This window comes from Lutibacter sp. B1 (assembly GCF_012524075.1).
Classification (GTDB): domain Bacteria; phylum Bacteroidota; class Bacteroidia; order Flavobacteriales; family Flavobacteriaceae; genus Lutibacter.
Map to the genome: position 1 here is coordinate 1 of NZ_JAAZUI010000002.1, position 23,864 is coordinate 23,864.

Sequence of the window (23,864 nt, forward strand, 5' to 3'; positions counted from 1 at the left end):
TTTTTGTCAATTGCTGTTGGTAATACAAATCCATTATTATAATCAGTATGTTCTCCTATAATATTTATCCTTCCAGGAGAGTCTATTATAACTTCATATTCACCCTGTGATAAGTCTGTTTCTTTCATTAATTTAATAGTTCTATTTAAAACAAAATTCTATTTTTTTCGTAATTATATTTTATTATTATCGTTTAGTTCTTCCAGTTTTTCATCTAAATAAGACAAAAAATCTTCTTTTGTTTTTATCCCACCCTTTTCTTTCTCCCATGCTCCTAAAAAGTAAAATGAAATTTTTTCGGTACTGGGTTTAAAAACTATAAGATAATCAAATTCCGAATCAATTATATCTTCAACAGTTTCTGCTTCATAAAAAATAGCCATTCCCAAATTATCAGGCACTAACGTCTGTTTTCCATAAGTTGCTATGTATCCCCATTCTTGGTTTTCGCTCATTTTTTGAATAAATTCAACATCATGTTTAACTATACCTGTACAAATACCTGAAATACTTTTAGATAATTGTATAGTATGTTTTGTAAAACGTTGGTTTGGAACTATAAAAAGCTTTGATGTTAAATCAACTTTATCATTTAACGTTTTCCATCCATAATAATTGACATTTATAGCTGAATTTTTAAGCGAATTCTCTACATCTACAAAAGTTGAGTCAACTTTATTAAAATGCAATACTTTAGCACCTGCATATCTACCTATTGAACCGATTCCTAATCCTTCACCTACTTTGAGAATATCCATTCCCCAATCATTCAAATTATGATAAGAACCAAAACCGTCTTGACCAATTTTTGACAATACTAAACTATCTGTTTGTTTTCCAAAAATATCAATAGCATTTCTTGAATCTAAATATAATCTATAAGCTACCTTATTACTTTCCCAACCAGGACCTTCGTATCGGATAAAAGTAGAATTAATTATATGATTTTCGGGTACTTTTAAATTTTTCACATTTTTAAACACTCCTCCTTCATAATTCTGCTCTCCCCAAACACCACCTTTTTTAATTGAAATTTCAGCATATGTATTTATTTCTGTTTTTTCATCAGATATAATACTAATTTCATTTTCTTTATAGTGTTTTTTACAAGCAACAATACTTACAAAAAAAAATAGTAATATAAAATTTAAATTTTTCATCATTATTTATGTTAAATTCAAAAAAATTTAACACTATATTTATTTAATAAGTTTAATTACTCTACATATTTTTTTTAAGAATACAATAATATCAAATTTTATTACAAAAAACTAAAGTAATCGATTACGCAAACTTATATAATTCCTGTTTAATCACCAAATATTCTTATAAAAGAATACGTGTTTTATCAAATAGTTTAAGATATATTTTAATTAATTGTTTATTAAAATTTTGTAGCATAATCATTTAAATTATTCTTTAAAAATATTGTAGTTTTATATTCTATTAGCATTTAATTTCGAATATTTGCGCAATCGATTACATAAATACATGTAAAATTTATTATTTTTGTAACTACTAAAATTATTTTATGAATAAAAAAGTAACTATTTATGATATTGCTAAAAAATTAGATATCACAGCCGCAACAGTATCAAGAGCACTAAATAATAGTCCTAGAATAAGTGCAAAAACTCGTGAACTAGTTATGAATACGGCAATTGAAATGAATTATAAACAAAATAAATTAGCTTTAGCTCTTAAAAGTGGCAAAAGTAAAACTATTGGTGTTATTGTTCCTCATGTTAATAGGAGTTTTTTTTCTTATGTTATTAGAGGAATTGAAGAAGAATTATATCCTCATGATTACCAAGTAATAATTTGTCAAACTTATAATGAAGCTGAAAGAGAAATTAAAAATATAAATGCTTTAATAAATGCTCAAGTTGATGGTATTTTAATGTCAATTTCAAACATATCAAATGAAAAAGATCATATCATTTATAAGATTCCTGAAAAAAATATTCCTCTAATATTTTTTGATAAAAAGATAAATATTAAAGGCACTAGTTATGTGACAATTAATGACTTTAAAGGTGGCTATATGGCTACTGAGCATTTAATTAAAGAAGGTTGTACAAAAATTGCACATTTATATGGAGATCTATCTTATGAAATATATAAAGACAGATTTGAAGGCTATAAAAGAGCTTTATTTGATTATGGAATTGATTTTAATGAAAAATATGTTATTCAAACAATAAGCAGTACTGAATCTGGTCAAAATGCTGTAGAAGAACTTTTAAAACTTGAGACCCTGCCAGATGCAATCTTTTCGTCAAGTGATTTTGTTGCATTAGGTGCAATTCAAAAATTAAAATCAAAAGGATTTAAAATTCCTGAAGATGTATGTGTTGTTGGTTTTAGTAATGAACCTTTTACAAAATTTATGGAACTTTCAATAACTTCTGTTGACCAATTTCCTTTAGAAATGGGAAAAATGGCTGCTCAAGTATTTTTAGAACAGATTGATAATGGAGAAATTAAAAAAGATAAAAAAGTGATATTTACACCTAAACTACATATTAGAAAATCATCCTCAAAAACAAATAAAATATAAATTGAATCTTATGTTTTTATATTTTTAAATTAAAATACAAAAATTAGTATTACACTTCATAAACTATTAAATTCTACCTTTCTGAAATAAGATATTCTTAAATATACCTATTTGTTTTATATAAATGTTTTATTTAAATTTGCGTAATCGATTACGCTTTGAAGAACCTTTAAAAAGAAAAGATGTTTAATTCTGTAACCTATACTAATCAGTTTAATGAATAAAAATAAAATTTTTGCATATTTTTTGTTTAGCTTATTTCTATGCATATCTGCTAGTGCTCAAATAAAAATTAAAGACACAAAAGTAGGATTTGGATGGAGTAACAATTCTGTAAATACAGTAAAATTTAGAAAAAATGCATTAATTACTTACAAAAAACATCAATTTATAGCTTATTATAATGAAAACAGTTTTCTAACCTTAGGAAAAAGAAAAATCAATGCAAAAAATTGGGAAACTAATACAACTAACTATAAAGGAAACACAAAAGATGCCCATAATGATATTAGTATCGCTGTAGATAATGATGGATATTTACACGTAAGTTGGGATCATCATAATACAACTCTTAACTATGCTAAAAGTATAACTCCACTGAGTTTAAAACTAAGTGATAAAATGGCAATGACAGGGAAAGAGGAAAATAGAGTTACCTACCCAGAGTTTTATAATTTACCTGATGGAAATCTACTTTTTTTTTATAGATCGGGAGTTTCCGGAAAAGGAAATATGGTTATTAATTCATACAATTCAAAAAGTAAAAAGTGGACTCAAATACAGCATAATTTAATTGATGGTGAAGAAGCTAGAAGTGCTTATTGGCAAGCTTGTATAGATTCAAAAGGTACTATCCACGTTTCTTGGGTATGGAGAGAAACTTGGGATGTTTTTACAAATCACGATTTGTGTTATGCACGCTCTAAAGATGGTGGTAAAACTTGGGAGAAATCAACAGGAGAAAAATACCAATTACCTATAACAGCTTTAACAGCTGAATATGCTTGGAAAATTCCACAAAAAAGTAGCTTAATCAACCAAACAGCTATGACTACTGATAAAAATGGAAATCCTTTTATTGTAACTTATTGGAGTGAAAATAAAACGCCTCAATATCAAATTGTATATTTAAAAGACGGTAATTGGAGCAAAATAAATACCGGATTTAGAAAAATACCCTTTAATTTAGGCGGTGGAGGAACTAAAAGAATCCCTATTTCTCGTCCTGAAATTTTAATTAATGATAAATACGAAACACCTTTAATATATATTCTATTTAGAGATGAAGAAAGAGGAAATAAAGTATCTTTAGCTTATAATGATTTACACAATAACAAATCTTGGAAAATAAAAGATTTAACCGATTTTTCAATTGGTCAATGGGAGCCAAATTATGATATTTCTTTATGGAAAAATAAAAAACGTTTAGATATTTTTTTACAAAAAGTTACGCAAATAGATGGAGAAGGTATCGCAAAAGAACCTTCTAGTATGGTTAGTGTTTTACAACTAAAAACATTACCAAAATAAAAAACGATATAATATCAACATCATGAAAACACAATTCACTAACTTATTTATAAAAAAGTTTACAAAATATCAACCTTTTCTTTTGTTAGCTATACTCATTGCAACAGCATCTTCTTGTACTACAGAAAAAGCATTGGATAACAACCTTGATACTACTTTGAACCTTGCCTCAAAACAATACAGCTATTTGATGAGAAAATTACCAGAAGGCAAGTATCCAAAAACCTATAATGCTAAAAACGATAAATTAGAAACTAGCGGTTCTGGTTGGTGGTGTAGTGGTTTTTACCCTGGTACACTTTTATATTTAAATGAAGTAATTCCTAATGATGCTTTAAAAAATGAAGCTGATAGAGTTTTAGAAGATTTAAAAAAAGAACAGTACAATACCTCTACACACGATCTTGGTTTTATGATGTATTGTAGTTTTGGAAACGCCTATAGATTGAATCCTAAACCTGAATATGAAGAAGTGTTAATGAACAGTGCTAAATCATTAGCATCACGATTTAATAAAACTGTAGGCTGCATAAAATCGTGGGATTCTCCTGGAGATAATTACCTTGTAATTATAGACAATATGATGAATTTAGAATTGCTTTTTTGGGCAACTAAACATAGTGGAGACAGTACCTATTATAAAATAGCTGTTACACACGCAAATACCACAATGAAAAACCATTTTCGTAAAGACTACAGTTCATATCACGTAGTTAATTATAATGTAAATGATGGAAGTGTAAAGAAAAAACGTACGGCTCAAGGCGCTTCCGATGAATCAGCTTGGGCAAGAGGACAAGCGTGGGGGTTGTATGGTTATACGGTAATGTACAGAGAAACTAAAGAAAAAAAGTACTTAGATCAGGCAGTTCATATTGCTGAATTTATTTTAAATAACCCAAATCTTCCGAAAGATAAAATACCGTATTGGGATTTTAATGCTCCCGGAATTCCAAATACACTAAGAGATTCTTCTGCCGGTGCAATTATGGCTTCTGCATTATTAGAATTACAAAACTATGTTGATGCTGAAAAAAGTGAAAGATACCTTAAAACCGCTCAAACTATGCTTACCACCCTAACTTCCAGTGAATACCTTGCTGAAGAAGGTACAAACGGTGGTTTTATATTAAAACATGGAGTTGGTCATATCCCTGAAAATACAGAAGTTGATGTTCCGCTTACTTATGGTGATTATTATTTGGTAGAAGCACTATTAAGATATAAGAATAGATAATCTTCCTAATAGAAATATTTCTTATTTTTTTATTAAATTTATATTAAATATTAATTTCTTTTAAAGATTAGATTTAAAAAAAACTGGAAAAATACAGATGTTGCATATAGAACAATCAGAGCCTTTTTGGAGAGTTATCTCTTCTACAATTTTTAATAGGTTTGATCAAATAAAAAATTTCCTGATTTGCTTGTTATTTCTTTTATGTTTAAGTATAGGATATAGTCAAAACTCTACCTCACAACCTAAACCAATTGAAGAAGAACTTTCTTTTTATCTTCTAGATGTTGAAAATGGATTATCAAATAATGCAATTAACAGTATTGAGCAAGATTCATTAGGATTTATTTGGATTGGAACACCAGAAGGTTTAAATAGATATGATGGAACACAATTTAAGACTTATAAGAAAAATAATTTGATTGAAAATTCGAATATAAGTAGCAACTATATTCAACAGGTTAAACTTATTGATGAAGGAAAATTATTTATCGCAACAACAGATGGAGTAAATATTTATAATCCTAAACAAGAAACATTTGAAGTTTTAAATCAAAACAATGGGTTATTAAATAATGATATAAGTTGTTTGGCATATGGTTCTAATGGAGAGCTTATTTTAGGAATTAATTATAAAGGCATTCAAATTTTAGATAAAGAAGGAAAAATAAAATCATATAGTTATGATTCTGAAAACCTTTCGTCTTTATCATCAAATGAAATAGTTAGTTTAATTGAACAAGGCGATTCAATACTGTGGGTAGGTACTGCAAATAAAGGTTTAAATAAAATAAATTATAAAAATAGAACTATTACTCGTATTCCATTTGGTAAAAACAAAACTTTTCCCTCTTCTAGAATTAACACTCTTTTTACAGGTAGAGATGGAAATCTATGGATTGGTTCAAAAAATGGTATACAAGTTATAACAACTAAGGGAGATACATTAAAGCTTGAAAAATCTTTAATTGTTGGAAAAGGATTGAGTGATGATAACGTTGTCTGTTTTGAAGAAGATAATTCGGGTCAAATATGGATTGGTACGCGTAATGGTGGATTAAATATCATCAATAAATCAGATTTTTTGTCACAAAAATCAGATTTATTGGTAAAATGGTATCTGCCCAGAGATGATGGCACTAGCATATTTAATAGAACAGTATCTTCCTTAAAAATGGATTGGGATGGTAATATGTGGATTGGAACTAGTACTGGCTTAAATTTTGTAAATCCTAGAGGAGAACCTATTAAACTTTTACGAAAAAACATTGCCCATACTGAAACATTGGGACATGATAGAATAGGTGCATTAGCTGAAAGTTTTGAAGGCAAAATTTGGATAGGAACTGATGGTGCTGGTTTAGATTTATTTAATCCTAAAACAGGAAAATTTAAACATTATCGACATAATTTAAAAATCCCATATAGCTTAAGTAATAATTACGTAATTTCTTTATATGAAGATACGAAAAAAAGATTATGGATTGGAACCTATCAAGGCGGATTAAACAAAATGGATCCAAATACAGGTTATTGTAAACATTATTTACAGGGAGAAATAGAACAAGGCAGTGATGTTAGGGTTATTTTTGAAGATAGTTATGGTGAAATATGGATAGGTACCAATCGTGGAGGATTGTTTAAATATATAGAGAAGAAAGATCAATTTGAATTTATTAGTTCGTTAGGGAAAATCGATATTAGAGGTATAAGTGAAGATAGAAAAGGTTATTTGTGGATGGCTACATACGGAGATGGTATTTTAAGATATAACTATAAAAATGACGAAGCTATTTATTACAATGCAGCCAATACAGAAGGATTAAAAAGTAATATTATTTATTGTATTCTTAGTCTTCCGGATGGAGATATTTTAGCAGGAACTCGCAACGAAGGTCTCATTAGGTTAAATCCAAAAAAAAATACAATTTTAAATTTTACTGAAAATGATGGATTAAGCAACAATACTGTGAGCAGTATAGTTATGGAAAATGAGAATAGCATTTGGTTGGGAACTTTTAAAGGTATCAGTAATTATAACAAGCAAACAAATGAATTATATAATTTAAATACTTTTAATAATATTCAACAAAGTGAATTCAATATAGGATCTGCTTTAAAAAGTAAATCAGGAATCCTTTATTTTGGAGGAAATAAAGGTCTTAATATTTTTAACTCAAAAAATCTTCAGAGTAAAAAAGAAACTTACCCTATTGTTTTTGAAAATTTAGAAGTATTTAACAAAAAAAAAAACAATTCAGAAATTAATAAAAAAGGAATTTTAGAACAATCCATTTTATATGAAGATTACATTACTTTAGATCATAATCAAACCTTTTTTTCTATAGATTATGTAACATTAAAATATCCTTTTATAAAAAATACAATCTATTCATATAGACTAGAAGGCTATCATGATCATTGGATTAATACGAATGGTGCCGGAAAAGTAAATTTAACAAATATTCCACCTGGAGATTATACTTTAAATGTCAAAGCAAAATTTGGATCTGGAGATGAAGTAACAAAACAATTATTAATTACCATTACTCCCCCTTTTTGGAAAACGCCTCTCGCCTATCTATGCTATCTCTTATTGTTATTAGTTTGCATATGGGGCATAATGAAATATTACGCTGAACGTATAAAATTGTTAAACTCAATTTTATTTGAAAAAAAACAACGCCACTTAGAACATGAATTTAATGAAGAAAGAATACGTTTTTTCACTAGTTTTTCACATGAACTTAAAACACCACTTACTTTAATACTAGCTCCATTAGAAGATTTGATTGCTGAAGTGAAATCAATAAAACACAAGGACAAATTAAAATTAATCCACAAAAATGCCAATATTTTATTGCAATCTATCAATCAACTTTTAGAATTTAGAAAATCCAACTTAGGGTTAAGTAAATTAAATATTGATAAACATAACCTCTCTATTTGTTTAAAACAATGGGTAGATAATTATTATTTTTTGGCAAAAAAAAGACATATTTTATTAACCTATTCTTGTTCTGAAGAAAATTTTGTAGCATGGTTTGATATAGAAAAGCTACATATTGTTGTAAATAACCTTTTATCTAATGCTTTCAAGTATAGTAAAGAAAAAGGGGAAATACATGTATCTCTTACTTATGATGACGATTTTTTTAAAATTAAAGTTAAAGATACTGGAGTTGGGATAAGTCCACAAGAATTAGAACATGTTTTTGAAAGGTACTATCAATCAAATTCTATTAAAAATAATAATGATGGAGTTGGAATTGGTTTAGCACTTTCTAAAGACCTCATAGAACTTCATAAGGGTAGTATTAATATTGATAGTCAACTCCTAAAAGGAAGTGAATTTATAGTAAGTATACCAAGAGATAAATCATTATTCAAAAATAATGATACCTACTACAAAGAGGATACACAAACAAACATTGATAAAGAGAGCGTATCTACTTTATATACTTGGGATCCTTCTTTAAAAATAACTTCATCAGAAAAAAAGGCATCAAATATTCATATTAATGAAAACCGAGAAGTTATTTTAGTAATTGATGACAATCCAGATATTCTTTCTTATTTAGAAGAATTACTCGAAGATAATTATGATCTTATTTATGCCAATGATGGAGAAAAAGGAGTTACTAAAGCTTTACAATATATACCTGATCTTATTATTTCAGATATCATGATGCCAAAAATAAATGGAATCGAACTCTGTAATATTTTAAAAGAAAAAATGGAAACAACCCATATACCAATTATATTGCTTACGGCAAAAGGTAATATTGAAAGCATTAAAGTTGGATATGAAGAAGGTGCTGATGATTATATCGTGAAACCCTTCAGCAGTGAACTTTTACAAACTAGAATCAGGAATCTTTTAGATAGTAGAAAACAATTGAGAAAATATTTCTTGAAAGAAGAAGAAATTTCAACAGAACTTTCTAAAGAAAAATCCAAACTATTAGATCAGGAAAAGAAGTTTTTAAATAAATTGGAATTGATTATTTTAGAACATCTAAATCAAGAAAAAATGGATGTGTGGGGTATCTCCAAAAGCATGGGAATGAGTAGAACCTCTCTTTTTCGTAAAATAAAAGCAATTACAGGACTTAATATAAATCAATTTATAAGTAGAGTAAAATTGAATAAAGCAGCTGAACTAATTAAAGAAGGAAATTTTACAATTTCTCAAGCATCATATGAAGTAGGATTTAGTAATGTCAAGTATTTTAGGAAATTATTCAAAGAACAATTTGGAAAACTTCCTTCAGAGTTAATTAGAAAAAACAAACTTTAAGATTTGTACCAAAAAAACTATCTAATCCCTTACTTAAAATAGTTTTGATATGGCTTTTATCTTCATTTTATGAATTATTTGATTTTCATTAAAATAGCTAACAAATTCTCTAATTTAATAAATAATTAATGAATAAAATAAGACACTTATTTCTTGAATAAACGTTTCGTTTAGTTAAATCATATTTTTTTAATATACACTTAACTCAGTTATAACTAATATTAACTAATACAATAATATAAAAATACAGATTTGAACAAATTACCCCCTCTTTTTTACCAATTTACACCCCCTTTTTACTCTCATAAATGATGAATTTTGTTAAGATATTGTTAAATGTATTACACACATTTATATCAATTTTAATGAATTTAAAGATAAAGAAACTATTAAAACAGCACTTAATTGTATAGTAACTGTAAATAATAAATCACTCAAAAACTTGTACGTTTAGGTTGAGTAAATAAAAATATAGTGGATACAATTAATTTACAAATAAACAAAAAATGAGAAACACATTGGCAATAGTATTTAGTGCATTAATTTTTTTAAATACTCAATTTGGTTATACACAAAACAATCCTAATGAATGGGAAAATCCAACTATAATTGATCGTAATAAAGAATCTGGAAGATCTTCTTTTATTTTGTATCAAGATGAAGCTTCAGCTATAACAGATTTACCCGAAAATTCAACTTTATATAAAAGCTTAAATGGTTTTTGGAAATTTAGTTTTGTAAAAAACTCATCAGATAGACCATTAGATTTTTATCTAAAAGAATTTGATGATTCAAGTTGGAAAGATATAAAAGTTCCTTCCAATTGGGAGTTGGAAGGATATGATATACCTATTTACACAAATATTACATATCCATTCCCAAAAAATCCTCCATTTATAGATGGTGACTACAATCCTGTTGGGAGTTATAGAAAAAAGTTTACCATTCCTGAAAATTGGAAAGGCAAAGAGATTATTTTAAATTTTGGATCTATATCAGGATATGCAAGAATATTCTTAAATGGAAAAGAAGTAGGAATGACCAAAGCTTCAAAAACAGCTGCAGAATTTAATATAACAAATTTTTTAAATAAAGGTGAAAATTTACTTTCAGTACAAGTTTTTCGCTGGCATGATGGAAGTTATTTAGAAGATCAAGATTTTTGGAGATTGAGTGGTATAGAACGAGATGTGTTTATACAAGCAGTGTCTAAAACTACTATATGGGATTATTTTGTAGAAGGTAGCTTAGATAAACTTTATAAAGAAGGCAGTTTTAATATTGCTGTTGATTTAAAACAATTTAATGAGGAAAAAATAAAAAAACAAAAACTTTCTGTAGTCCTTGTTGATGCTGATGGAAATGAAGTTTATTCAGATCAAAAAGAAATATCTTCTTCAAACAAAAAAGTTAGTTTTTCTGCAACAATAAATAATGTTGAAAAATGGAGTGCAGAATCTCCATATTTATATCGTTATATATTAAAATTAACAAAAAATGGTAATGTTAATGAAGTTCTGTCAGGTAAAATAGGGTTTAGAAAAGTAGAAATAAAAAATACACAGTTAATGGTAAATGGAGAACCTCTTATGGTTAACGGTGTAAATTTACATGAACATCACGGAGAAAAAGGGCATGTTCCTGATAGAGAAACTATGCTACAAGATATCAAATTAATGAAGCAAAATAACATCAATGCTATTCGTATGAGTCATTATCCGCATGATCCCTACATATATACTCTTTGTGATCAATATGGTTTGTATGTGGTTGATGAAGCTAATATTGAAACACATGCTATGGGAGCAGAATGGCAAAATTGGTTTGATTCATCAAAACATCCTGCATATTTACCTCAATGGGCACCGGCACATATGGATAGAATGCAAAGAATGGTTGAACAAGATAAAAATCATACTTCAATTATTATTTGGTCTATGGGAAATGAATGTGGAAATGGACAAGTATTTTATGATGGTTATAATTGGATTAAACAAAGAGATAAAACGCGTTTGGTACAGTTTGAACAAGCAGGTGAAAATACTAATACAGATATTGTCGCTCCAATGTATCCCGGTATAAAGAGTATGACAAATTATGCTCAATCTGATAAAGAGAGACCTTATATTATGTGTGAATACTCACATGCCATGGGAAATAGCAATGGTAATTTTCAAGAATACCGTGATATTATGAATACCAGCAAAAAAATGCAAGGAGGCTTTATTTGGGACTGGGTAGATCAAGGTTTAAAATCAAAAACCGAAGATGGTAGAATGTTTTGGGCTTATGGAGGCGATTTAGGTGGTAAAAATTTACAAAACGATGAAAATTTTTGTGCCAATGGCTTAGTAACTGCTGACAGAATACCTCATCCTGCATTGGCTGAAGTTAAAAAAATATATCAAAATATAAATTTTAAACTTTATAATGAAAATAAACTGGAAATAACAAACAAATTCGATTTCACCAATTTAGATAAATATACTTTTAAATGGTTTTTAAAAGGCAATGGAGAAATAATCAAAAAAGGAACTATTGAAGTATCAGCTAATCCTAACGAAAAAAAAGAATTTGATTTAGAATTACCACAATTAGAATCTAAAGAATACTATCTTGATATATATGCATATACTAAAGATGCTACGGAGATGATTCCTGCAAATCATGAAATTGCTCGTGAGCAATTTAAAATAGGAAATAATACCTATTTTAATTCAACTACTTCAACACAAGGAAATTTAAAATATTCTATAAACAATAAAACACTTTCATTTAATAATGATAATATAGAAGGTGAATTTGATTTAAATACAGGAAAACTTAAAAAATATAATTTAAAGAATGACGAAACCCCCATAATTTCTAATTTTCCTGAACCATATTTTTGGCGTGCTCCTACTGATAATGATTTTGGAAATCAAATGCCAAGAAAACTAAAAATATGGAGATTTGCTCATAAAAATCCAACTGTTAAAGATGTAAAGATTGGAACAAAAACTGAAAAAGGACTTCCTTTGATAGTAACCTATTTGCTCTCCGAAACTGAAGTTCCTTATACAGTAAATTACCTTGTTCATAATAATGGTTCAATTACAATAACCGCAAGTATAGACATGACAGGAAAAGAATTACCTGAATTACCTCGTTTTGGAATGCGTATTGAATTGCCAGATACATATGAAAATTTAAATTATTATGGTAGAGGTCCGTGGGAAAATTATTCAGATAGAAATACTTCCTCGTTTGTAGGAAGATATGAAGACAAAGTATCCAATCAATTTACTTGGACATACATTCGCCCTCAAGAAGCAGGATATAAAACTGATGTACGTTGGTTAACATTAAAGAATAAAACTGGGCAAGGAATTCAAATTAAAGGTATTCAACCTTTAGGATTTAGTGCTTTAAATATGTCAACAGAAACTCTTGATCCTGGAGAACATAAAGCACAAAAACATCCAACCGATATTGTTGTAGAAAACAAAATCTATTTACATATAGATTTAAAACAAAGGGGCGTTGGTGGTGATAATAGCTGGGGAGCACTTCCGCATGAGCCATATCTATTGTTAAATAAACAATATACATATAGTTACACAATAACATTAATACCTTAAGTTATATTAAACTATGAAAAAATATAATTTTTCACCATTAACACAAGAACTCTCAAACAAGTAATCAATTTTTAATATTCTAAAAAAACTCTTGTTTAATAAATGTATTATATACATATCTAATAAAATAATTTTAGTAATTCAATTTAACCAAATAAAAAAATATTATTTAAGCTTATGATATAAAAAAACTGAAACTCTGAAACTTCCCTTATAAAAGACATAAACTTTTTAAAATAAGGTGAATATACTTTTGAATAATACAAAATATAATCAAATATGAAAAACTATATTACATTAAAGAAATTACATTTTTATGATTTAGAATTTGATTTAAAAAATAAACTTACAATACTTTTTTTATTAATTTCTTTATTTCAAATTCATGCAAACCCATCTAATGTTACTGAATACACAAAAAAATCACAACAGCAAACTATAAATGGTTTAGTTACAGACGACCAAGGAAATCCCTTACCTAGCGCTAGTGTTGTAGTTAAAGGAACCACAAATGGTACTACAACAGATTTTGATGGTAAATTTACCATAACTGTTAATGACAATGATACAACTTTAATAATATCTTATTTAGGTTTTCAAACTTTAGAGGTATCTATTGAAGGAAAAAATAATCTAAATATCATTTTAAAACCAAGTGCAGAGAGCTTAGAAGAGGTTGTTGTTGTAGGTTATGGAACTCAAAAAAAGGTAAATTTAACTGGTGCAATTGGTACAGTAAATTCAGAAACATTTGAATCAAGACCTGTTCAAAATGCTACACAAATGCTACAGGGTGTTGTTGGAGGATTAAATATTTCTTCTACTGGTGGAAGTTTAGAAAATAAACCTTCTATAAATATAAGAGGAATCGCAACAATAGGCGATGGTTCAACTGGTAACCCATTAATTTTAATTGATGGAATGGAAGGAGATATTAATTCAATCAATCCACAAGACATTGAAAACATATCTGTACTTAAAGATGCTGCTGCATCTTCTATTTATGGATCACGTGCACCTTTTGGAGTAATATTAATCACTACAAAAAAAGGAAAAATGGGTAAGGTTTCTGTAAACTATAGCAGTAGCTTTAGAGTTGCTTCGCCTATAACTGTTCCTAATATGATGGACTCTTACACTTTTGCAACATTTTTTAATGACGCCAATATTAATGGTGGAAAAAGTCCATTTTTTAGTGATGAGCGTTTACAGTCTATTTTAAATTATCAAAATGGTGTAACTAAAGATCAAATAATTCAAAATCCCAATAACCCACAACTTTGGGCAGACGGTTATGCCTATGGACAAGCCAATAACGACTGGTATGATATAATTTATAGAAATAGCACTTTTTCTCAAGAACATAACTTAAATATACAAGGTGGATCAGATAAAGTTAGTTATTATATATCCGGTAATTATCTTGACCAAGATGGCTTAATGAAATTCAACAGAGATGAATTTAATAGATATACTACAACAACAAAAATAAATGCTAAAATTACAGATTGGGCATCAGTTAACGTATCTAATCGATTTATCCGAGAAGATTATGAACGCCCTTCAAAGCTTAGTAGTGGGCTTTATAATGATTTAGCGAGACAAGGATGGCCTACATTACCTCTATACGATCCTAATGGATATTTATACTCATCTCCTTCTCCTGCGCTAGGTCTTCGTGATGGTGGACGTGATAAAACTCAAACAGATTGGAATTATCAACAAGCTCAATTAGTTTTAAAACCACTAGAGGGTTGGGAGATTTTTGGAGAATTTAATTATAGTACAAAAAATGTTTTTCGCCATTGGGATTCTTTGCAAACGTTTAACCATGATGTTGATGGTAATCCTTATTTATATGCAACGGGATCAAATGTACATGAAGAAGCTTATAAAGAAAATTATTATAATACTAATATTTACTCAAATTATAGTTTTTCTTTAAATGAAAAACATAATTTTAAAGTTACTGCAGGATTTCAATCTGAAAAAAATAAGAATAGAAATGTTTCGGCAGAAAGAGATGGTGTAATTATTCCTACTTCTCCTGTTTTAGATTTAACATCAGGAACTGATAGCAGTGGAGAAACTGTTGCTCCAACTGTTTCAGGTTATTATAACAACTGGGCTACAGAAGGCTTTTTTGGTCGCTTGAATTACAACTATATGGAACGATACCTTTTTGAAGCCAATATACGCCATGATGGTACATCAAGATTCCGTGATAATAAAAGATGGAAAACGTTCCCTTCCTTTTCAGCTGGTTGGAACATAGCTAAAGAACCTTTCTGGGAATCAATAACAAATGATATAGAAACATTTAAACTAAGAGGATCTTGGGGTGAACTAGGAAATCAAAATACGGAAAACTGGTACCCTACTTATGTTACAATGCCTGTAGGTACTGCAAATGGTAATTGGTTAGTTAACGGACAAAACCCAAATACAAGTAATGCTCCTGGTTTAGTAAGTGAAACTTTGGGATGGGAAATTGTTCAAAGTTGGAACATAGGTTTAGACGTAAGTGCTTTTGATAATCGTCTAACTTCTTCTTTTGATTATTTTAATAGAAAAACGTTAGATATGGTAGGTCCGGCACCTGAACTACCAGCATTACTAGGTACTTCAGTACCTAAAACAAATAATACCGACTTAAAAACGTATGGTTTTGAGTTTAATTTATCATGGAAAGATCGATTAGATAACGGCTTGGGTTACCAAGTACAATTAACTGTTTCAGATTCAAAAACAAAAATCACTAAATATCCTAATGAAACAAATTCGTTTGATTATTATCGACAAGGACAAATGATGGGTGAAATTTGGGGTTATGAAACTAAAGGAATTGCAAAATCGGATGAAGAAATGGAAAATCATTTAGCAACTTTACCAAATGGAGGACAAAATGCATTGGGAAGCCAATGGGCTGCCGGTGATATAATGTATACAGACTTGAATGGCGATGGCAAAATTGATTCTGGTTCTTGGACAAAAGATGATCCGGGAGATAGAAAGGTAATTGGTAACAACACACCAAGGTTTCCATTCTCATTTACATTAAGTGCTGATTATAAAGGGTTTGATGTAAGAGGTTTTTTTCAAGGTATCATGAAACGTGATTACTGGCAAGGTAGTTATTATTTTTGGGGAGCTTATGATTGGGGCATATGGTGGTCAACAGGTTTTAATGAACATAAAGATTACTATAGAGCTAATGAAGATCATCCTTTAGGGCAAAATTTAGACTCATATTACCCTCGCCCATTATTTAGTGGTAAAAATCATCAAACTCAAACGCGTTATTTACAAGATGCATCTTATATTAGGTTTAAAAACTTACAAATAGGTTATACTTTACCTAATCATATTACCGAAAAAATGGGGATAAATAAATTAAGATTTTATGTATCAGGAGAAAACCTTTGGACATCTACTAATTTGTCTAGTATTTTTGATCCGGAAACCATCGATGATGGATATGAAAGTAATGGGAATGCCTACCCTTTATCAAAAACCTTTTCTTTTGGTTTAAACTTAAATTTTTAAAATATGTATAAAATGAAATATTATAAATTAATTTTTACGCTATCATTTATAGGCTTTTTAGTTAGCTGTAGTGATGATTTTTTAGAGATACAACCTGAATCAGATATTATACCTGAAGATTATTTAAAAGAAGAATCTCAACTTGCTGCCTATGCCATAGAAATGTATGAATTACTTCCTTCTCATGGACGAACTTCTAATGGAGACTGGAACTTTGGAATTTTTGGAATAGATGCCGATACTGATAATATGGCGGATATGACTTATAATGATAAATATGTACCGGGACAATGGAAAGTACCTCAAACCGGAGGTGTTTGGGATTTTAATAACATCCGAAGATGTAATTATTTTCTTGCTAATGTAGTTCCTCAATATGAAAATGGTGAAATATCTGGAAATACATCTCAAATAGAGCACTACATTGGAGAGATGTACTTTTTTAGAGCATGGGAATATTTTTATAAATTGAAAGTTTTAGGTGACACCCCTATAATTACAACTCCAATTGCAGATGATAAAGAGGAACTGACTAATGCAAGCAAGAGAGCTCCTAGAACAGATGTTGCACGTTTTATTATATCAGATCTTGATGCTGCTATAGATTTAATGTCCTATGGTTCTAAAAATAGGTTATCTAGAGATTGTGCAATATTATTAAAATCACGAGTAGCACTATACGAAGCAACTTGGCTTAAATATTTTAAAAATACTGCTTTTGTTCCTAATGGACCAGGATGGCCAGGAAAAGATAAAGATTACAATCAAAATTATGAATATCCTTCAGGTGATATAGATGCTGAAATTAATTGGCTATTTGGCCAAGCTATGGATGCTTCTAAACAAGTAGCAGATTCGTATCCATTAACTGTTAACAACGGTATCCTTCAACAATCAACTTCAGATCCTCAAAACCCATATTTTGATATGTTTAGTGATGTAAATTTGGATGGTTATAAGGAAGTTCTTTTATGGAGAGATTATGATAAAGGCTTAGGAATAACACACAACGTACCTGTTTATGCGCAGTTAGGTAATAGCGGAGTGGGACTAACCAAAGGAATGGTTGACTCATTTTTAATGGCTGATGGTTTACCAATATATGCAAATAATTCTGGCTACCAAGGAGATGATTATATTTCTGATGTTAGAGTGAATCGAGATGGACGTTTGTGGCTTTTCCTTAAAGAACCTGGTCAAATAAACATCTTATATGAATCTAGTGAAGGTGATCATGGAACACCTGTAGAACCATATCCAGATATTACAAACTCTTCATCAGAAAAAGGATATTCTACCGGTTACACCATAAGAAAAGGTTTAAATTATGATCAAGCTCAAACCGGTAATGGTGGAGGTTCTACAGCCAGCATAGTATTTAGAGCAACTGAAGCATACCTTAATTACATTGAAGCTTGTTACGAAAAAAATGGTTCTCTAGATGGTACTGCTATTCAATACTGGCAAGAAATTCGTAACAGAGCTAATGTTAACCCGGATTTTCAAACTACAATTGCAGCAACCGATATGCAAGAAGAAGCAAAAGGAGATTGGGGTGCTTACTCTGCAGGACAACTTATCGATCCTACTTTATATAATATACGTAGAGAACGTAGAACAGAGTTAATGGCAGAAGGTTTTAGAGAAATGGATTTAAAACGCTGGAGAGCTATGGATCAGCTTATTGACAATCGATACCATATTGAAGGATTTAAACTTTGGGGACCAATGCAAGAATGGTACACTAATTTAAATTACGAAAATGCATCAGCTAATGTTTCTTCTCCTTCTCGTAGTGACTATTTAAGACCTTATGAAAAAACAGGAAACGAACTTGTTTATGACGGTTATAGTTGGAATATGGCACATTACCTACAACCTATTGCAATTCAGCATTTTCTAATAACATCTGAAGGTAATGATGTTGAAAGCTCGCCAATATATCAAAATCCTGGATGGCCAAAAACAGCTAATATGCCTCCTACTGATTTATAAATAGCGTATTTTTTGAATCATTTAAAATAAAATAAAAATGAAAAACCATAAAAAATATTTTCAAAGTCTGATAGTGGTAACATTACTGCTAACACTCTTTTATTCTTGTGATGATGATGATGATCCAGTAAATGTAGTTAACCCAACAGCTCAATTTACTTTTGAAATAAGTGATGAAGATCCTTTTACTGTAAAATTTACCAGTACTATCACTGATCGTGATTCTTGGAATTGGGATTTTGGTGATGGAGAGACTGCAACAATTGCACATCCTACACACACCTATGCCGAGGAAGGCGAATATATTGTAACCTTAACCGCAATTGGTGAACCAGGTTCTACACCTGCAGTAGTTGAACAAGGCATCATTATTAAGCTATACGATCCAACAGCTAATTTTACTTATTTAGCAAGTACTACTAATCCGTTGGAAATAAAATTTAATACGACAGCAACTTACGCAAAATCTTTTGTATGGGATTTTGGAGATGGTAATGGATCTACTGAAAAAAATCCAACTCATTTATATGATGAAGCAGGAGACTACACAATTACATTAACAGCATCGGGATTTGATGGCACAACGCCTGCGGTGGTAACGCAAAAAGTAACTGTAGGAGTAGTACTAGCCAAATTAGTAGGTACGGTCATTGGTCACGAAAGCTCTTGGAATGATAATCCTGAAACTTATGTAACCGCTGCATTTGATGGAAATATGGCTACATTTGTTGATGGAGCAGATGCTATAGGATTTGTTGGTTATGATTTCGGAAAAGAAGTTAAACTTACTCTTGTTAAATATGCTCCAAGAGAAAATTATGCATCAAGATTAGTTGGTGGTGAAATTCGTGGGTCAAATGATGAAACAATTCTTACAGATCCCGCTGCAGCTACGTTCGAAACACTTTACACTATTACTGAGGAACCAGTTGTTGGAGAATTAACCGAAGCAGCAATAATAGCAGAAGGAACTTACAGGTTTATTTACTTTTATTCAACTGACTACTGTAATATTGCCGAGTTAGAATTCTATGGAGAAAAAGGAGGTGAATTTGTTGCAGTGGATGTAGAGAATGGAGATTTTTCACTTCCCGCAGACGGGAAACTCCAAAACTGGAGCAATGTACCTGGATGGAATAGTGATACACAAGCAACTGACTCAGGAGTGGAAGAAGGTGACGCTGGTTGGAACGCTTTTAGAATGAGTAGCGACCCTTCTGTATATAACCTTACACAACATGTAATTGCTGCTGAAGAAGAATTTAAAGTTAATGTAGAAGCTTGGGATGGTTGGAACTGCTCTCAAATTATCATTACACTCTATTATGATACTGGAGATGGAGTTAGAAATACGCTGGGAACCCAAACATTCGATCTTGTTCCAGATGAAAAGCCCACTTTTGAATTAATCACCGCTGCTACAGCAGAATCAGTTGGTGCGAATATTGGAATTATGATAGATAACGTGTCTACTGATGGAGGTGATGGTTGGCTTGCATTTGACAATGTTCAATTGTTTGTGAGATAATTTAAAATATTGAATGAGTCAAACTTTATTTAGTTAAAAAGTCTCCGGAATAATATGTATTCTGGAGGTTTTTTACTAAAATTTTAACAACCAAAATAAAGATTTGGGCAGCTGATATTAATTATAATGAACTATGAAGAAAGAAATTAACGAATTTATGGATACTAAAATATCTCAAATAATGTGATATTTTAAACATTACACATAACTAAAACTAAAATGAAATGATAAAAAACTACGCGTTTCTAATAATTCTTTTAAGTGCATTTACATTTAAGGTATGTGCCCAATCACCTTTAGAAGTTTTTTCTGAAGAAAACTATGGAGGTAGTTCACAACAATATGAAATTTTTACATTACATAAAGATTTAGGTTCTTTTGATAATAACATTAAGTCTTTTAAACTGCAACAAGGTTATATGGTAACCTTTGCTTCTAATTCTAATGGAACAGGATATAGTAGAGTGTTTAGAGCTGATAATGCAGATTTAGAAATACCGGCTATGCCTCCTTATTTAAATGGTACTGTTTCCTTTATCAGAATTATGACCCTACACAATTTTGTTACTAAAAAAGGATGGGCAGGATGGAACTCAGAAGAAATAAATGCCTCCAATGGTACTTGGTATTACGATTGGTCTGCAGGCGGCAACACATCATCTGAATTAGAATATGTGCCTATAAAACAAAAACAATACTGGCCTGGTTGGGATGAAATTATTTCTAAGCAAGGAGCTACCCATGTATTAGGATATAATGAACCTGATCATACTGATCAGGCAGACATGACTGTTGAAGAATCCATAAATGGTTGGCCAGATTTTATGCAAACAGGTTTAAGAGTAGGTGCTCCTGCTTATTCAGATCCTTTTAATGGAAAACTTACCGATTTTATGGCTCAAGCAGAAGCACTAAATTATCGTATAGATTTCATACCAATACATGCATATTGGTTTAAATCTGCAGAACAATGGTCGGGAGATTTAGATTATCTGTATAACCAATACCACAGACCAATGTGGCTAACCGAATGGAATATAGGTGCCAATTGGACAAATCATAATTTTCCAGACGACCCTACTAAGTTAACCGATGCAAATGCTACCAAGCATTTAAATGATCTTAAAGCAGTATTAGATGTTCTAGAAAGTAAAGATTATGTTGAGCGCTATTCTATTTACAATTGGGTACAAAATGCTAGAGCTATGATTGCCAATATTAACGATGAATTTAGAGAATTAAACCCGGATTGGGAAAGTTATGAGTGGTTAAAAAATGCACCGATAATTTCAACTTCTAATGGTGGTAACGATTATAATGTATTAACTCCTGCGGGTGAATATTATCGTGATAGAGCCTCTAAAAAGGCTTATAATCCGACTATGGAATATATTCCAACTTGGACTCCTTTAAAAGAGTCTTTAAATTATAATGCCGCAGATGATTTTCAAAGCATAACCCTTACTTGGGAAGGAATTAATAATGATTTGATCAATAAATATGTTATTGAAAGAAAACTAGAAGGAGAAACGGAATTTTCAGTATTTTATGAATCTTCAGATTATACTGTTTTAAGTGTGAATGATGTAATACACACCTTGGCAGAATATAGAATTAAAGTTATAGGTAAGGATAATGTAGCATCTACCTATTCTGAAATATTAGTTTTTCAGCAAAGTGAAATTCCTGATACTCCAAGTAACATAACTGGTGAAGCGTTATCAACTTCGATTATAAATTTAAGTTGGTCTGCAGTAAACAATGCTGGAAGTTATAATTTAAAAAGAGCAACTACTGAAAATGGAACCTATGAGACCATAGCTTCTTATGTAACAGAAACAAGCTATCAAGACAACAGTTTAAATGCTGACACCAACTACTATTACAAAATTTCCTCCGTAAATACAGGAGGTGAAAGCTCAGATTCTTCACCAATTATGGTAAAGACTTTAGCATTAGAAACACCAAATACAGTTTCTAATATTATGGTAAGTTCCGGTGATGCACAGGTGATCTTAAGATGGGATTTAATGTATGATGCTAAATTTTATGTAAAACGGTCTATTTCAGAGAATGGTACATTTGAAATTATAGCCACTATTGAAACTAATAAATATATAGATGCAACAGTAGAAAATGGCACAACCTATTATTACCAAATTTCGGCATTTAATGATATGGGAGAAAGTGAAAATTCTGACATTCTGGTTGCTAAGCCAGAATTAGGGCAGCACTCCTATTACAATTTTAATGAGAATGAAGGTTCTAACCCACATGATCAATGGGGGAATTATACTGGAATTTTGAATTCAGCTGTCGTTTGGAAACCTGGTTTGCAAGATAGTGGTATTTTCTTAGATGGATCGTCTTCGGCATATATGGATATTGAAGATGGTGTTATGGAAAACTTGACTGATTTCACCATTTCGGCTTGGTTAAAACTGGAATCTATTCAAAATTGGGCTCGTGTATTTGATTTTGGCTCAGGCACTGATACATACATGTTTTTATCTCCTAAAAGTTCTTCGACAGGAAAATACCGATTTGCTTTTAAAAATGGAGATGATGAAGAAGCTATAGATGCTAACATTAGCCCTGTTACTGGTAAATGGGTTCATGTTGCAGTAACTTTAGAAGGCTCTATAGGTATTATGTATATAGATGGTGTAGAAGTAGGCAGAAATGAAAACATAACCATTAACCCCTCAATGCTAGGGAAAACAACTCAAAATTATATAGGGAAATCTCAATGGCCTGATCCTAATTTAAATGGAAGTATTGATGAGTTTAAAATATATAGTTATGCATTAACACCTAGTAAAATAGCTCAACTTACAGAAATTACAACATCAAGTGATAATTTTTCAATTATTGCTTTTGGAGAAACCTGTCCGGACAAGGATAATGGAAAAATAGAAATTGTAGGTAATTCTGATTTAACATACAATGCCACTGTAAATGGAACATCTTATGCATTTACAAATAACACATTAACATTAACCGATCTAGCTGTTGGTACATATAATATCTGTATTTCGGTAACAGAAGCTAATTTTGAACAGTGTTTTTTCATAGATATAATTGAAAGTAACCCCTTGGCAGGTAAATTTAAGACAGGTAAAAATAAAACACGTGTAGAAGTGTCTTCAGGAACTGCTCCATATTATGTTGCTATAAATGGAATACTAAAATTTCAGACTAACGAGACAGAATTTGATGTGCAAGCAAGTGCAGATAATCTTATAGAGATTACATCTTCTAATGATTGTGAAGGGATGCTTTCAAATGAGAATTTGCCTTTCATCAATGCTGTGGCATTCCCAAATCCATCTTCCGGGCATTTCGAAATTGCAATTCAAACGGACTCTAAAGAGATTAATCTGGAAATTTATGATTTTATGTCCAAACTCATTTCCAGTTCTACTTGTCCAATCATTGATGGAAAAATCTCTGTGAATATTGAAAAAGAGCCCTCTGGAATTTACTTTATCAAAGTACAATCTAATATGGAGGTTAATACATTTCGTATAATTAAAAAATAACTTTAA

The 23,864-nt window shown here is 30.3% G+C and carries 11 protein-coding genes; 9 read left to right on the forward strand and 2 right to left on the reverse strand.

Translation table 11 applies throughout. The features are described from left to right. Both HGB55_RS01565 and HGB55_RS01570 read right to left on the reverse strand, forming a co-directional pair. The coding region (locus tag HGB55_RS01565) for a galactokinase family protein (protein WP_168813996.1) at window positions 1-128 on the reverse strand (128 nt) is incomplete at its 3' end. A gap of 45 nt (window positions 129-173) precedes the next feature. Further along, entirely contained in the window at window positions 174-1,160 is a 987-nt protein-coding gene (locus HGB55_RS01570) for a DUF4861 family protein (protein WP_168813998.1), read from the reverse strand. A 371-nt stretch (window positions 1,161-1,531) separates the two neighbouring features. Between HGB55_RS01570 and HGB55_RS01575 the strand changes: the two genes are divergently transcribed. The 9 genes from HGB55_RS01575 (at window position 1,532) to HGB55_RS01615 (ending at window position 23,858) form a co-directional block, all read left to right on the forward strand. Further along, on the forward strand, window positions 1,532-2,560 hold the full coding sequence (locus HGB55_RS01575; protein ID WP_168814000.1) for a LacI family DNA-binding transcriptional regulator: 1,029 nt from the start codon (window positions 1,532-1,534) through the stop codon (window positions 2,558-2,560). A gap of 216 nt (window positions 2,561-2,776) precedes the next feature. Continuing rightward, entirely contained in the window at window positions 2,777-4,090 is a 1,314-nt protein-coding gene (locus HGB55_RS01580) for a BNR repeat-containing protein (protein ID WP_168814002.1), read from the forward strand. Between the two features lie 22 nt (window positions 4,091-4,112). Further along, on the forward strand, window positions 4,113-5,327 hold the full coding sequence (locus HGB55_RS01585) for a glycoside hydrolase family 88 protein (RefSeq protein WP_168814004.1): 1,215 nt from the start codon (window positions 4,113-4,115) through the stop codon (window positions 5,325-5,327). 97 nt (window positions 5,328-5,424) lie between these two features. Continuing rightward, window positions 5,425-9,627, forward strand: coding sequence for a hybrid sensor histidine kinase/response regulator transcription factor (locus HGB55_RS01590; RefSeq protein WP_168814006.1), 4,203 nt, complete (start codon window positions 5,425-5,427; stop codon window positions 9,625-9,627). A 506-nt stretch (window positions 9,628-10,133) separates the two neighbouring features. Further along, window positions 10,134-13,247, forward strand: a complete 3,114-nt coding sequence (locus HGB55_RS01595; RefSeq protein WP_168814008.1) for a glycoside hydrolase family 2 TIM barrel-domain containing protein — start codon at window positions 10,134-10,136, stop codon at window positions 13,245-13,247. Window positions 13,248-13,526: 279 nt separating this feature from the next. Further along, on the forward strand, window positions 13,527-16,793 hold the full coding sequence (locus tag HGB55_RS01600; RefSeq protein ID WP_168814010.1) for a TonB-dependent receptor: 3,267 nt from the start codon (window positions 13,527-13,529) through the stop codon (window positions 16,791-16,793). 12 nt (window positions 16,794-16,805) lie between these two features. Next, complete coding sequence (locus HGB55_RS01605; RefSeq protein WP_247649171.1) at window positions 16,806-18,788, forward strand: RagB/SusD family nutrient uptake outer membrane protein; 1,983 nt, start codon at window positions 16,806-16,808, stop codon at window positions 18,786-18,788. A gap of 37 nt (window positions 18,789-18,825) precedes the next feature. Continuing rightward, window positions 18,826-20,316: a PKD domain-containing protein gene (locus tag HGB55_RS01610; RefSeq protein WP_168814014.1), complete on the forward strand. Its 1,491-nt coding sequence runs from the start codon at window positions 18,826-18,828 to the stop codon at window positions 20,314-20,316. A gap of 224 nt (window positions 20,317-20,540) precedes the next feature. Further along, window positions 20,541-23,858, forward strand: coding sequence for a LamG-like jellyroll fold domain-containing protein (locus HGB55_RS01615; RefSeq protein ID WP_168814016.1), 3,318 nt, complete (start codon window positions 20,541-20,543; stop codon window positions 23,856-23,858). Window positions 23,859-23,864: the final 6 nt, after the last annotated feature.